The following is a 14,293-nucleotide window of genomic DNA, read 5'->3' as shown; positions in this document are numbered from 1 at the left end:
GTTCACCTGTCTGGTGAAGTGATGAATAACGAAAACAGGTTGTTATTCCAATGGTTTGACTGTGATGCAGGTATGGTTGCGTCACGGATTAAGGAAAGAACAAGATGAGAAGTCGTAAATTAATAGAATAAAATGTTAGTATTAAAAGGGGTGGTTAAAATAAGCAGGATGATATTAATGGTATTAGGTAGTTTTCTTCCGTTTCTAATTTTTTATGTGTTAGATAAATTGTTTAATATGAAAAAAAAATGTATGAGCTTGTTTAAAAGCACTAAAAGCTATAGGAATACAATCGCAGTTATTTCATTATTAAGTCTTCTAATTGTGGGAACAGGTACGTATTTAGCAGGGATAGAAAATTATATCATTCCATTTTCCATGATGTACTTAATTCTGTATCTTTTATACACCCCAGAGACAGAGACTGGCTCCAAATCAGGATAAAATTTATAAATTTTAATGCATTGATTCAGGTGTCAAAAGCACCATAATTCATCAAGAATCCAACATTTTGCAAAACCAGAATCCACGATCATAAACCCAATAAATCCACCATCAAAAACGCCTTAATGCATTGGAAATACTTCGATTCAGGCCGAATTTGTGATATAATAAACCTATATCAACGAACCCTGAAAGGTGGATTTCCATGGCGTTTAAACCCAACAGATCAATTTCGATGATGCACTCCTCAAGTTACCATTCCAAGTCCAGCATTTTGTGCAGAAATCCTGGGCCATGGGTTTTTCAGAAATAGTTTTTCCAGCGATCAATGAAGAACGGTTTGCTGTGTTGTACAGCGACAAGGCGGCCTCCCGTCCCAATGCCCCTGTCAATGCAATCGTTGGTGCACTCATACTCAAAGAAATGTTTGCACTGACCGATGAAGATCTGCTTGAGTCCATCCTGTGTGACGTCCGGTTTCAAGTGGCCTTAAGGTCTACCAGTTTTAAGGAACAACCCTTTAGCGACAGAACCTTCAGCCGGTTTAGGGAAAGACTCTATCATTACGAACTTGAAACTGGTGAAGACCTGCTAAAAGATGAAATGGAAGCCCTGGCAGAAACCTTCCGACAGTACTTGGGGATTGAACCCACACTGAAACGAATGGACAGCCTGATGGTTTCTTCCAACGGATATTACCTGCTACCCGTCTCCGTTGACAGTCAATGGGGTTTTATGAACACCAGCGGAGAAATTGTTATTGAACCGGTTTTTCAACAGGTGCTTACTTTTAGTGACAATGGTCTGGCTCCCGTTCAGGTAGATAACCTGTGGGGCCTGATTAACACTAAGGGAGAGTCTGTAGTTGAACCACAATTTGATTATATGCATCATCAATTCTCCATGGGGCTTATTGGGGCAGGAATCGTTGAACCTGGTGAAATTGGATTCCTAAATAAAGATGGAAATTGGGCAATTGCGCCTACAGGCATTCTTGCTGGACATTTTAACGAAGAAGGCCTTGCTGTATTTTCAATGAATGAACAGTATGGCATGATGGATATCAACAGAAACATCCTCATAGAGCCCATTTATGATTTTGTTTTCGACACTGCTTTATTAGACTGGGAACAAGCTCCTTTTCTGCTGAACGGCCAGTGGGGATCCATGAACCGGCAGGGAGAAGTGGTGACTGAAGCCATGTTCGACTCTCTCTTTCATTTTGACAAAGCGGGCATGGCCCGAATAGAAAGCCATGAGGGATACAGTAACTAACAGTATTAACAGTTATGCAAACTCTACTTTTGTCAGAAAACCATACTATAAAAGCACTATCTTGACAACCGAAGAAACCCTCCCCAATTCAACAGTTTTTGTAAAAACGATTGAAGAATTTTCAGGCGATACGTTTGAACCATCACGTTTCATCACATATGATATAAAAGCTTCCGATTTTAGCATTGATAGCCAAGGTAATATTACCTTAAATAAGGAATTTGAAAATTCCATTGAAATGAAAAAGGAATCTTTGAAAGGCATGCCATTGTCTATCAAACAACTGAATGATCCTTTTCTTTTGATCGTTTTTCTGATGGAACAAAATTTAGATTCTTTTCAGGTTGACGAAAATAACAAAAATGGATTTGAAATAATATACAGAGGTCAAATTAAACCGGATACTTTGGTAGATTACTATATCCATGACGGAAATGAAATTTTTAAAGAGGCACTTTATGGCAATTATCGTGGCAACATGACACGTGACGCACTAAAAAATGAAACAATAAAAAACAATTACAATTCGTTAGTGGAGCCGCTAAATGCATTATTGTTTACAGACAAACCGGCCTTGGTTACATTTACCGTAAATACCAAAGAGAATACCTATGATATTATTATTGATATCACTAACGCAAGAAACGAGCTTTATAAAGCAATGCATGCCGATGCCCAGACTGTCAAAGTAGAAAAAAGAGTAATGGAATACAAAAACATAACGATTAAAGAATAATGCATATCAATTCAGCCTATATACTTTTCACTATAATATAAAATCGATTTCCAAATATTAAAGAAAGAGGGTTAACCCGTGCAACGAAGCTATACTTCAAGGAGGGTCATGATGAATACAGAACGATATACTTTCTTGATGAAACATCATCGGTACGTGATCGTGTTAGCCCTACTCATGTTGTTTTCGACAATGGTGACGCTGTCGAATGAACTAAGTGTTGAACGCCTTTCTCATATGGGAGAAGCCAGCTTACCCGGCATCAAAACACAGGTGGAGAGTAACCTGAGGAATCAAGCGCATCACTTTGAAAATGATCCTAAAAAGACGGTTGCGCCAAGAGAAGGGCCGGTGAAAAGCGGTCAGGTGATGTTGTCGGTTCAGGACGACGTGATGTCCACCTACTCCATGCTTTCACTTCATCAGTCCTGGTTGATGAATCGTATTCTGCTGATCCTGATGAATCGGGGACAAGTGTATATGGCCTTTATTGGAATGATCATTGCCACAGGCCCGTATGGAAATGGAATGAAAGCAGATGACCGCCAAAATGCCAATGCTAAACAAATAGTTTACAAACAGCTTCGCGCCTTGACCATCAGTACCATAAGCTTATTGGTGGTGGGATTGCTGCTGGGGTTGATTGTGGGAAGCGTTCGGTATGCAACAGCTTTGAATCATACGGAGATCCTTCAGTATGTGAATGGTTTATATCAGGAATACAGCTTGTGGAAGCCAGGCATAACCGCCTCAATCACAGCCGGCGTTGGTGCGTTTTTATACCTGTTAGTTTATGGCATTGTCGGATTATTCATTGGGCACATCATCAAAGAAAGAATCATGGCTTTGCTGATCATGTTCTTTACAATGAACTACTGGTTTGTAAATGCATTATACATTCCTGTTACACCTATTTATTACCTTCATCGGGTCATTCACCGCTTTATTTTCAACGCGGGTATGAACATTATCACGATACCGGGTTTTCAAGCCTGGGACTTTCTCATGCTACCTTTGCTGTGCCTGCTCCTTCTGGGTATTTCATATAAAAGCGCCCGTTACTCACTCGAAAAGCCGTTGAAGTAAAGGGATCAAGAAGGCTGCGTTGATGTGATATCAAAAGTGATCATGAAAAACGCAGAGAGCTTTGAGCTGAAAAATCGAGTGTAACAGATAGCCGACAAACGGAGACCCTCACTTTGGAGCCCAGGGGATCTGCCAATTTGTATAGGTACTGTTGATCTTCAGCTCAGTGAGGTGGGACTTCTCAATACTTGTCTTCAAGTTATCCGGCATAAAATCCGGGTGACACCGCTTTTCTTCAGTTCCTTATGTATGTGCCCATAAGCTGACAATTTCCTGCTTAACTTATGCCGGTCACACAGGTAGCTCTTTCGGAAAAGAAAATCCAAATCATCTATCTTGGTTGATTGAATTTTGGGGAAGCGCAAAAATGATCAAAACGTTCAAAGATAAATTTTTGTTCACTGAAAAGATTCCTAATACAAAATATGCAAGAACTACCAATATAATGCTATCTATGATTGGACTACAGGTGGTAATGGGAGATTTCAATGGCATGACATATCATATGCATTCATTCGTTCTGATCCCCTTTCTTACTTATGTATGGGCGCATAATTACATCACGATCATACTTCTGTCAAACAAGGATTTCTTTTTAGATAGAAGTATAAAATCAAGATTCATACGTTCAACCATTCTTGTCGCTAGTATATATTTGATTCTAGCAACGAGTTTCTACCTCCTTCTTGCGTTTTGGGGAAAGTAATAGCTCTCTAACAGGGAGCAGCACTATGAAAAAAGGAATATCGAGCGCAAAAGGATGGTATAATTCCTCCGCACGCTTGCGTTCAGGACAAACAACGGAGGTGCACTATGCGGCAGAGAAATGTCATCGCCATTATAATTGTCATTGTTGTTTCAATGACTGCATTGACCTTTTACATTCATAAGAGCGCGTCTTCCAATGTTAGAAATCGTCACTATGAAGTTGCGATGCATTCCCGTATGATCCGTGACTTTCAGAACTTTGGAAAGGAATTGCAATTGTTGGATAATAAGCTATCAACAGTTCTTGAGGAATACGAATCTTTTTCCGATAATACCTACCCGTATTTTATTAGCGACACAGCCATCAATAGTTTTTTCTCATCCAACTTTTTTTCAGCGGTTCTCCTGGAAAGCCCGGCTTCCTATGCCTATGAAAAAATATATACAAATGCAAATGAAAATATAACTGAAATAATAACAAATGATCAGTTTGCAATAACAGGCCCTGAATACTTACAGGCTCTGTATACTTACAATAAAGAACTCATACTTGAGTGGGAGAGCATTATGTTAGATTTTTTTCCTAATGAGCATATCCGAACTAGTGAAGAAGTTGATAATGCTCATTTAGAAATTGTGAGCACTTATCACCATTTTTCAAAAAGATCTGAGGAGTTATTAAATAGCGATTTGTTGGATTTGCACGGGTTATTATTTGGGCACTATGATTAACAGAATTAGTTGCAAAAAAAATGATGGCATTACTTTTATAATAACTTGACAGGCTTTGGAGAAAGTGAGGCAATTATATGATGCATAATGAACATTTTAAAAGATCACTTTGTCTACTATTGACAACCATTTTGGTGGGGATATTCGTGCTGGCAGGCTGCCAGGTATCTTCAGAGGCTGATTTTAAAGGTTATAGCATCGGAAGATCTGAAACAGACCAAGAAATAAAGGAGGTTTCATTGTTGCCATGGGCGATGGATTTCTTCCCATTCGTCATGGATGAATACTATCAGATGCCAGAGCTGATAACCTTTGATTTATACCAGATTAATGATGAGTTGTTTGTGGATTACTATTTTCCTGAAGATGTCAGCAGGGAAAGTGTCATGAAAAGCAAAAGAATGGCATCTGAGCTGTTTGTCATTGGCATGGCAAGTTATATGTTTTTGTCGATGCCGCCGGAATTGGAAGCCCTGCGACAGGAACTGGAACAAATAAATCATAGGGTCTTCATTGCCGATAAATTGGTCGTTGAACAGAGAACACACCTTCAGCAAGGGATGGTTGCAGGTGGACAGTACATAGAAAATACCCAGGCACGCTTAACGGCTAGAGAAGAAAAAGCCGACGTGGTGTCTACTTTTCAGAATGCAGTAGCCAATCAACTTTCATTGTCTGTTGGAAGTATTCATCTTCAAAAGAGCTTTAAAGGCTATGTGGTTTTCGTGCAGATCGACACTCGTTCACAGATGAAAACAGATGAAAAACAGTGGGTAAAGCAGGAAATTGAACATCTGCTTGCGCCCGCCCTCGCTGCTTATTCTGAAGAACTCTATGGACGTAATCAGGATTCTCTGGGAATTGTATTGGAACTATACCAAGGTGGAAAACGCTATCATCAGGAAACCTACTACAATGGTGATGAAAAATACTGGTTTGATGAAGATTGGCATAACTATGATTTCTATGGTGAAAATTTCAATGTACTTCAGGCAGTGTTTGCATAGAGGCACATCGTCAGAAGTGGTGCAAACATTGTCGTCAATCTGGATTTAAGTGGAGGTGGTACGATGATTAGAAAAAGAAAATGGCTAATCAGTATGATCTGCCTCATGGGATTGTTTCTCATGGCTTTCAGTGGTAGCGGAACAATGCCAAACGAAGAGATTGACTTGCAACACCTGGTCACGCCTGCAGGTCTAATGGCGCAAAGCAAGGAAGTTTATGAAATGGACCAGGAAGCAGGTAATATATAAACAGCAAAGTCCCGGCTGATTTCTCCCGGGACTTTTTTAATGACGTTCTCAAAAGCATACATTTTTAACGTGTGGAAAAAGTCATGTCAGCGCTTTTTCCCCTAAAGACGGAATTGTGTTTCAGGCCGATGAACGCTGTCTTTAGATTCCCTGAGCCGCTTCTCTCACAGGGTTCAGGATTTTCTCCACTTCTTCATCTGACAGGGAGTAATAATAGTATTCCAGGTAATAATCTTTCAGGATTTGGCTCATATCATAGGTGAATCGTTCAGGGTGATTCTTTTGGGCCAGCCACTGAAGCATGAGAGGGGTGTCGCCAGAAGGAGCAAACCATCGGTAAATCCCCAGGGGAATTTTGTAGACCTGCCCATTCTTAACAGCCTCAATCTGGCTCCAGTCCAGGCCTTCGATGGTGTTATTGTAAAAGTCTTCCGGCATTAATTCAGTGAAGTTGGTGATGTAAATAATTTCAGGGTTCCACCGGTAGATTTGTTCCATATCAACAGGCGATTGGCCCTGAAGATCGTCTTCGGCCACATCGATGGCTCCGGTGGCATTCAGCCAGTAGTTGCCAAAAAAGCCTTTGCCAGAAATAATGGGTTTCCCGTCGGTGTAATTAAAGAGCATCATGGCCCGGGGCTTTTCTGCCACATCGCTGACGATGGCGGCAATTTCAGCTTCTGCCCGGTTGCCATATTCAATAATCCCCTTGGCCCGGTCATCCAGGTCATAGATTTGATCCAGCAGTTCCAGCCAGCTGTTGATGGTGGCTAAAGAGTCGCCGGCTGCAACACCTGTGGTACCAATGGCCACAGTGGTAATACCCGCTTTGTCGTAGAGGTCTATCTGACCGGATTCGGCACGAATGTAGACCACATCGGTATTCAGTTTCAGCAGTTCCTCAATGTTGATTTCGTCCCCTGCTGCAAACCCGGTATTGGCATTGAGTATTTCTGGTGCCAGGGTTGCCAGCATGGAGTTTTCAGCGGCACTTTTGGAGGCCGGATGCATACCCACGATTTGTTCGGCGGTGCCGGTTGCCAGAAAATACACAGAGGGAAAGGGTAAAATACGGTCTGTGGCCACCCGGTCAATGGATTCGGGCAATTCAACTTCCCGTCCCAATTGATCGATAATGACTCTTGGTGCTGCCATGGATTCTTCAGAAACCGCTGCCGGTTCGGCGGCGGCGGGCTGGGCTGGTGTTGCCGGTTCGGTGGGTGCAGCGGCACCGCAACCTGCCAGAAGCAATGCCAGTAAGATGGCCGTCAGTGCTATTCCTTTTCTTTTTCCAACTTCTTTCACCATCAATATTAACCTCCTTCTCATCATCTTCATCTTATTATCAAAAGTTCATTACCAAGTAGATCTCATTTAAATTCCATAATCCGGATCCGTTCATTATTGTGTTTTTCCATGAAATCCAAGAACTTCACTTTCCTGATTCCTGTGTTCGAAATTCCTTTTTAAGGCTTGCCTCTTTTAGATGGAGCAGACTTCTTTTCTGTTTGAGTACGTCGGGAAATAAACCGGTGTACTGCAGGGAATGATCCCAGTGGAGACGGCTGGACACCGCCAGGTGAGGCACCGGGCAAAAGCGCAGAGCTTCATCCTGAAAAAAGGATTGGAACAAGGGGTCGCCCACCACCAGGGTATAGCGATTTTGGGAGGCCAGTTCCATCAAATCATCTTCTGTGGTGAGAAGACGATCATCTTTCTCCATGAGTGCCTTATCCATTTGGAAAAAAGAGCAGACCTCCACGTTGCTGACGCCGCCTTCATCTTCCAGATATTCCCGAAAGGCATTGGCCCAGATCTGTTCGCCAATGACCAGGCTTCTGCCGGGGGAGTTCATTTGAGATAGAGATGCTTTCAGAGGCATCATGTGATGACCTGCAGGGTTTTTCAGCTTTCTTGCCAGCCGCCTGGCAGAGCGTTTCCCCACAGGAACCCCTGTGACATAGGGCATGCCGTACTCTTTTTCCAGATACCGGGCGGCTTTCAGTCCTGAGACAGAAACCACCAGGTTCACATCCCCTTCCAGAGTGGCTTTGATGCTTTCCATCCCGTTGCCATCCATCCCCCAGATACTGTTGATACGAAGCTGATAATGCTCCAGGGCCTGTCTTACCAGTGTCATTTGCTCCGGCCCCCAGTAGTCGAGGGGGGTGGATCCGATCACATTCACACCACCTTTTTTCTTTTTTCCCGGCTTGACCCAGTGAACCGCCAGTTGCTCAAAGGCTTTGGATGCGCCGATTTCGTAGGTTTCCATTCCGGTGGTGTTCAGGGGAATCACGGGGATCTGCTGTTCGTCCATGAGAATGCGGGAAAGGCTCTGGTGGTCGCTGGCAATCACCGCCGAAGTGGGCGTGCCCAACATAAGAATGAACTGAATGTCGCCGGTGAGACGGGCCTCCCGGATTTTTTCCAGCAACACGGCTTCATCGCCGGTGATGGCATGAATTTCCCGGAGACCTGAGCTGAAAACCCGCCCAGGTTCGTTGAAAAACCGGGGTTCATCATAGCCGGTCACATTGCCGATGCACCCGTCGGCACCGTTGAGAATCACTGCCCCGCCCAGGGGATAAAACACCGCACTGGCTCCCGAATAATCGGGAGCAAAGGGGGGCAGTCGCTTTAAGATGGCTTTCATATTTCTCCTCCTATACCAGCAGATTTTCGATGCCAGCTCTTTCAGTATTCCGCCATTTTTGTTACACCACCAGGTTGGCCCGGTAGATGCGCTGGGTCAGGTCGTACCGGTAGGGTTCTGCTTCCTGAATACGGGTGATGAGTTTTTCAGTGCCCCGATAACCATACAGGGTTTCGTCGAAGGGGAGTTCCACCAGTTTTTTGGGTTCGAAGTAGACGGCGGCATCCAACCCCAGGCACAGATCCACCTGATCCACATAGGTGTGTTGGGCCGACAGGCTGGGATCAAGATCTGGAATCACCTGCAGGGCTGGTGCATGCTCCTTCAGCCAGGCCACATGTTTCTCCTCTGAATCATGGACTGCCTTGGCCAGCACGTAGCGAACGTGAATGCCCAGCTCCGTTAAAAACCGGGCCAGTTCAAAGGGGCGGGCGTTGAGGGTGGCACCGATGGCCGCTGTCATTCCTTTCAAGACGGGCTTTGCCCTTTCCATGAGGTGCCAGGCGGCGGCTTCTGCCGCTGTTGTATCCAGGGGGCCAGGAAGTGCCAGGGCCTGGGATAACTGCTGATAGTTTTCGTTGATCTCTGCCGGGCGAAAAGCAGTGAAACCTTCCACAAAGGGTTGTTTTCCCCGCTTTGCCATGGCTTTGACCGCAAAGGCCCCGGCAGGCTTCACCAACAGATTAAGACGGCTCTTTCCCATGGATTCGAAGGCTTCCAGTGTGGCGCACTCGGTGATGTGACGCAGACGGTAGCCGCCGGCATGTCGCAGGGCTTCGTGTATTTCTGATTCTGAATCCAACTGGCCGAAGGACCCAATGACATTAATATGCCGTTCACCGGTAACATCTTCCGGTGTTTCATTTGCTGCCGGATACTTTAAAAACTGATAGATGCTGTGCTGGATCATCACTTCCGGTGGTTTTTTGGTATCGGACATGATGGGGTTCATTTTGGCCCGAACAACGGGAATTCGGTGACGTTCAGAGGCTACCCGGATGATACCGTCAAAGTCGGCTCCCAATAGGTCGTCCATGCAGGTGGAAAAAAGGATCATCCCCGCAGGTTTTTCCGCTTCTATTAAATGGTCAACCGCTTTTTCCACCCGATCAAGATAGGAACCCACCACAATTTCTGCTTCTTCCACCAGCAAATACCTGACCATGCGGCTGTCACCGGTCTGCAGGGCAGCCACACCCCCATGCCGGCCACAGCCGATGGGAATCACAAACAGCACCAAAATTTCGGGTACCAGGCAGGCCACCCGTACCACGCCCCAGCCGCCGCCGGAGGGAGCACAGTAATGGAGAGCGTTACGGCGATTCACTTTGTTTTGCCTGGTGTGTACCTGTTGCTGCAAGTCACCAATGGGAATCATATAGGGCCGGAGGCTGTTCATGCACATTCACCGCCTTTGCAGCTGCCGGCACATGCCTGGGTTGCTGCCTGACGCTCCACAGTGCTGTTTTCAGCGGTGGCGTTCCCGGCATGACCGGTCGTGTCATCTGTGCCGGCCGCCGGCATATTACCGGTTTCAGGGGAAAGTTCTGCTGTGCCGGGATAACCGGCGATGATGTTGTCGGCAATGGCTAAAATGGTCTGGGATACCGGCAGCGAAAGATCGCCTTCGATGACGGTTTTGTTTTGATCTTCATAGATTTGAATGTGCCTGTCCCGTTCCACCGTACCAATGAGTCGGGTGTCAGCCCGCTCCACAAAATCTGCCACGATGGCTTCTTCATTTTCGATGTTCCGCTTGTTGAGAATGACCCCCTTGAGCCGGGCATAGTTTCGGTCCTGGTAATGATCCACTGCCATTTTAATGTTGCCGGCGGCAAAGAGGGCCATTTTTTCTCCTGAGGTGACAATAATCACTTCCTCTGCATAACCGTTGCGAATGGGCATGGCAAAGCCACCGCAGACCACATCGCCCAGCACATCGTACAGGACATAATCGGGGGCGAAGGTTTCGAAGGCCTCCAGCTCATCCAGCAGTTCAAAAGCGGTGACGATGCCCCGGCCGGCGCAGCCGGTGCCCGGAGACGGACCACCGGCTTCAAAGCAGACAACCCCTTTGTAGCCAATGGTGGCCAAGTCGTCGATATCGTCACAGTTTCCTTTCTCCAGCAGGTAGTTCACAATGGGCACACTGGCTTTTCCGCCGGTGAGATTAATGGTGGAATCGGCCTTGGGATCGCAGCCAATCTGCATCACCCGGTATCCCCGGGTGGCGATGGCGGCGGCAATGGCACTGGTGAGGGTTGACTTTCCAATGCCTCCCTTGCCGTAAAAAGCTATTTTTCGCATTACACTGCCTCCTTGGCCAGTCCCACCGGAAAAATGCGCTGATGGGTTTTGGCGGCATCCTGCCACTCCACCATCTGGCTGTCCACATGGAAGTAGGTCCGAATGGTTTCATGGTTAATCAGGTCTGTGGTGTTGCCGAAATCCCGCCTGTTGCCGCTTCCCAGCAACAGGGCCTTGCCTCCCAGACGGAGAGCATGGTTGGGATAGTGGGTATTGATGATGGTGGTGAGTCCCAGTTCTTCCCGGAGCTGTTCCATGAGATCCAGAATGATCAACTGATTCTTCATATCCAGATTGGATTCCGGTTCATCAAGAATCATCACTTCGGGATCATTGACAATGGCCCGGGCAATGAGGACCAGCTGCAACTGTCCTCCGCTGATCTGCCGGGTGGACTGGTGCATCAAAGGAGCAATGCCCACCCGGTGGACGGCAGCGGCAGCCCGGTCCATATCTTCTTTTGAAGGCCTGGCATTCAGCCCAATGGCTGAAGCCCTTCCCAACAGCACCATATCCAGCACCGAATATGGAAACACCACATTGCGGGCCTGGGGCACATAACTGACCCGGCGGAAAAACTGTTTAAGCGGGATTTTTTCAAGAGGCTGGCCCTCGAACTGAACTTCACCGCTTTTTAACCGCTGAAACCCCAGCAGGCATTTCACCAGTGTGGTTTTCCCCACACCGTTGGGGCCCAGAATAGACAGGGTTTCCCCCTTGTTCAGATGAAAATTGAGATCACTGAAAATAGGTTCTTTCTGTCGATATTCAAAGCAACCATGATGCATGCTAATCATGCCATCCACCTCCTGTTCGTCGCAAAAGCACCGCAAAAAAGGGTGCTCCCACAATCGCGGTTAAAATTGACAGGGGAATTTCTGCTGCCGTGGCCGACCGAGCAATGGTATCGATAAGCAGCAGGTAAATGCCACCCATGAGAATGGTGACGGGCACCAACACCCGGTGCTCATGACCCACCACCATACGGGCAAAGTGGGGGATCACCAGCCCCACAAAACCGATGATACCTGACAAAGAGACTGCAACAGCGGTGATAACAGTGGTGGCAATGATAATCAGGCCCCGCAGCAGTTTCAGGTTCACTCCCATGGATCGGGCTTCTTCCTCTGGCAGTGAGAGGACATTCAGGTGCCATCGAATGGCAAAGATGATCAGAATGCCCACACCGATGAGAGGGATGCCCAGTCTGAGATCTTTCAGGCTGGTGCCACCCAGGCTGCCCATCAGCCAGTACACGATGCTGGGAAGCTTTTCTTCCGGATCGGCCACGTACTGAATGAGAGAGATGAGGGCCTGAAACAGCGCCCCCACAATGACTCCCGCCAAAACCAGCATGTAAAGCTGGGTGCCTTTACCGGTTTTACTGATACTGTAGGTGAGGGCAATGGCTACCATACCAAAAACAATGGCCATGCCCTGAATGAACAGGTGATTTTCCGACAGCAGTATACCAATGGCTGCGCCAAATCCGGCTCCGTAGGAAACTCCCAGCACATGGCTGCTCACCAGAGGGTTGGCAAAAAGGGCTTGCAGGGCCACCCCGGAAACAGACAGCCCGGCACCAATGAGAATGGCCAGAATGATACGGGGCATACGAATGTTCAGCACCACTGTCTGTTCCACATCTGTCCAGTGTTGTTCCACATTGAAGATCACAGAAGAAAGAATGGACACCACTTTGTCAAAGGGAACCATGTAACGGCCAACGCCAGCCGCGGCCAGCATGAGAAAAATCAGCAGAACTCCCAGGCCCGGCAGTACCCATCGGGCCCGTGATTTCTTCTCCATTGCCATCACCGCCGCTGCCGGCTCAGACCGGAGGTGCCGTCGGCAGCTTCCCGGAGGGGGTTGAGAATCCACAGCACTTCATCTTCTGTGAGTTCAAAATCATAGAAACGTTTGTAGTAGGCTTCCACTTCTGCTTCCATGTCGTAGCTGAACAAGTCAGGATACTGATGGTTGGCCATCCATTTCAGCATCAGGGGTGCATCGCCGCTTGGCGGATACCAGCGGTAAACGCCCACCGGTTCTTTATAGACCCGGCCATTTTTCACCGCATCCACCTGACTCCAGTCCTGGCCGGAGATGGTGTTGTTGAAAAGATCCTCCGGCACGGTGGTGGTAAAACTGCTGATGTAGATGACTTCAGGGTTCCACTGATAAATTTGCTCCATGTTCACCGGTGCAGTCACGTCGATTTCCTTGGCCACATTGATCCCACCGGTACCTTCGATCCAGTAATCGCCGTAATGACCGGTGCCCGGCACCACGATTTCTTCACTGCTGTGATGGAACAGGAACAACCCCCGCTGCCGTTCCGATTCAGGAATATCAGCCACTTTTCCTGTGATTTCTGTGGTGATTTCCCGCCCGTAATCAATGACCGCACCCACTTGATCCTGCTGCCCAAAAACGTCTCCCATGATTTCAAGCCAGGTTTGGAGTGTCAGCAGGGCATCGCCGTTCCCCTGGGTGTTCACCCCAATGGCCGTGATGCCGGCATCATCAAACTGCTTGGTCTGGTTGGCGTAGTCAGCCCAGTAGAAGACCACGTCGGGATTCAGTTTCAGCAGTTCTTCCATGTTAATGTCCGTGCCTTCAATAAAACCGGATTCCACATCCAGAAGTTCCGGGTACATGATGCCCATAATGGAGTTTTCGATGGCACCCTTGGACCCGGGATGCATGCCCGTTACTTTGGACACCGGTTCGCCGGTGATGGCGTAGATGCTGGGGAAAGGAAGGGCTGTCATGACCACCCGGTTGATTTCATCGGGGAGTACCACTTCCCGTCCACTTTGATCCACCACGGTTTTAGGCGCTTCTGCTTCACCAGATGGCTCTCCGGCAGATGCCGGCTCCTGTGCTGCTTCAGGCGGGTTAGCTGCAGATGTTTCGCCACCGGCACTCTGTCCCGATGATCCGCAGGCTGTTAAAGCAACTGCCAGCAGAATGATGGCTGTCCATCCTGCAAGGCGTTTCATGTACTGATTCATTGATGTCACTCCTTTTTAGTATTGATTTTCATTATCAGTGCTATTATAATGAGAGTCAGCCCGCACGTCTATCCAA

13 protein-coding genes are annotated in these 14,293 nt (G+C 47.1%); 6 read left to right on the top strand and 7 right to left on the bottom strand.

The genetic code is table 11. The features are described 5' to 3' along the window. Positions 1–738 precede the first annotated feature (738 nt). The 6 genes from QOL74_RS11645 (at position 739) to QOL74_RS11620 (ending at position 6,237) form a co-directional block, all read left to right on the top strand. A complete protein-coding gene (locus QOL74_RS11645; RefSeq protein WP_283409652.1) occupies positions 739–1,719 on the top strand; it encodes a WG repeat-containing protein in 981 nt (326 codons plus the stop codon). A 61-nt stretch (positions 1,720–1,780) separates the two neighbouring features. Next, complete coding sequence (locus tag QOL74_RS11640) at positions 1,781–2,455, top strand: hypothetical protein (RefSeq protein WP_283409651.1); 675 nt, start codon at positions 1,781–1,783, stop codon at positions 2,453–2,455. Positions 2,456–2,566: 111 nt separating this feature from the next. Beyond that, a complete protein-coding gene (locus tag QOL74_RS11635; protein WP_283409650.1) occupies positions 2,567–3,541 on the top strand; it encodes a hypothetical protein in 975 nt (324 codons plus the stop codon). Between the two features lie 813 nt (positions 3,542–4,354). Beyond that, positions 4,355–4,981, top strand: coding sequence for a hypothetical protein (locus tag QOL74_RS11630; protein WP_283409649.1), 627 nt, complete (start codon positions 4,355–4,357; stop codon positions 4,979–4,981). Positions 4,982–5,223: 242 nt separating this feature from the next. Next, entirely contained in the window at positions 5,224–5,988 is a 765-nt protein-coding gene (locus QOL74_RS11625; protein WP_283409648.1) for a hypothetical protein, read from the top strand. A gap of 63 nt (positions 5,989–6,051) precedes the next feature. Beyond that, a complete protein-coding gene (locus QOL74_RS11620) occupies positions 6,052–6,237 on the top strand; it encodes a hypothetical protein (protein ID WP_283409647.1) in 186 nt (61 codons plus the stop codon). A gap of 141 nt (positions 6,238–6,378) precedes the next feature. Here QOL74_RS11620 and QOL74_RS11615 read toward each other — a convergent pair whose 3' ends face one another. The 7 genes from QOL74_RS11615 to QOL74_RS11585 all read right to left on the bottom strand — a co-directional run bounded on the left by QOL74_RS11615 (position 6,379) and on the right by QOL74_RS11585 (position 14,217). Continuing rightward, positions 6,379–7,545 (bottom strand): ABC transporter substrate-binding protein, encoded by a 1,167-nt coding sequence (locus QOL74_RS11615; protein ID WP_283409646.1) that lies wholly within the window; start codon positions 7,543–7,545, stop codon positions 6,379–6,381. 124 nt (positions 7,546–7,669) lie between these two features. Continuing rightward, complete coding sequence (locus tag QOL74_RS11610; protein WP_283409645.1) at positions 7,670–8,893, bottom strand: nitrogenase component 1; 1,224 nt, start codon at positions 8,891–8,893, stop codon at positions 7,670–7,672. A 61-nt stretch (positions 8,894–8,954) separates the two neighbouring features. Continuing rightward, on the bottom strand, positions 8,955–10,292 hold the full coding sequence (locus QOL74_RS11605; protein ID WP_283409644.1) for a nitrogenase component 1: 1,338 nt from the start codon (positions 10,290–10,292) through the stop codon (positions 8,955–8,957). Next, positions 10,289–11,200 (bottom strand): nucleotide-binding protein, encoded by a 912-nt coding sequence (locus QOL74_RS11600; RefSeq protein WP_430383870.1) that lies wholly within the window; start codon positions 11,198–11,200, stop codon positions 10,289–10,291. The genes QOL74_RS11605 and QOL74_RS11600 overlap by 4 nt, the downstream gene beginning before the upstream one ends. Then, the gene (locus QOL74_RS11595; RefSeq protein WP_283409643.1) at positions 11,200–11,997 is read right to left on the bottom strand and encodes an ABC transporter ATP-binding protein; all 798 of its coding nucleotides are present in this window, start codon (positions 11,995–11,997) and stop codon (positions 11,200–11,202) included. The genes QOL74_RS11600 and QOL74_RS11595 overlap by 1 nt, the downstream gene beginning before the upstream one ends. Further along, positions 11,990–13,009 (bottom strand): FecCD family ABC transporter permease, encoded by a 1,020-nt coding sequence (locus QOL74_RS11590; protein ID WP_283409642.1) that lies wholly within the window; start codon positions 13,007–13,009, stop codon positions 11,990–11,992. The genes QOL74_RS11595 and QOL74_RS11590 overlap by 8 nt, the downstream gene beginning before the upstream one ends. Before the next feature lie 5 nt (positions 13,010–13,014). Further along, positions 13,015–14,217, bottom strand: coding sequence for an ABC transporter substrate-binding protein (locus QOL74_RS11585; RefSeq protein ID WP_283409641.1), 1,203 nt, complete (start codon positions 14,215–14,217; stop codon positions 13,015–13,017). Positions 14,218–14,293 lie beyond the last annotated feature (76 nt).

This window comes from Anoxynatronum buryatiense (assembly GCF_900182905.1).
Taxonomy (GTDB): Bacteria; Bacillota; Clostridia; order Peptostreptococcales; family Tindalliaceae; genus Anoxynatronum; species Anoxynatronum buryatiense.
The sequence above is the reverse complement of the archived record's forward strand: the minus strand, read 5'-3'. Positions and strand labels throughout refer to the sequence as shown.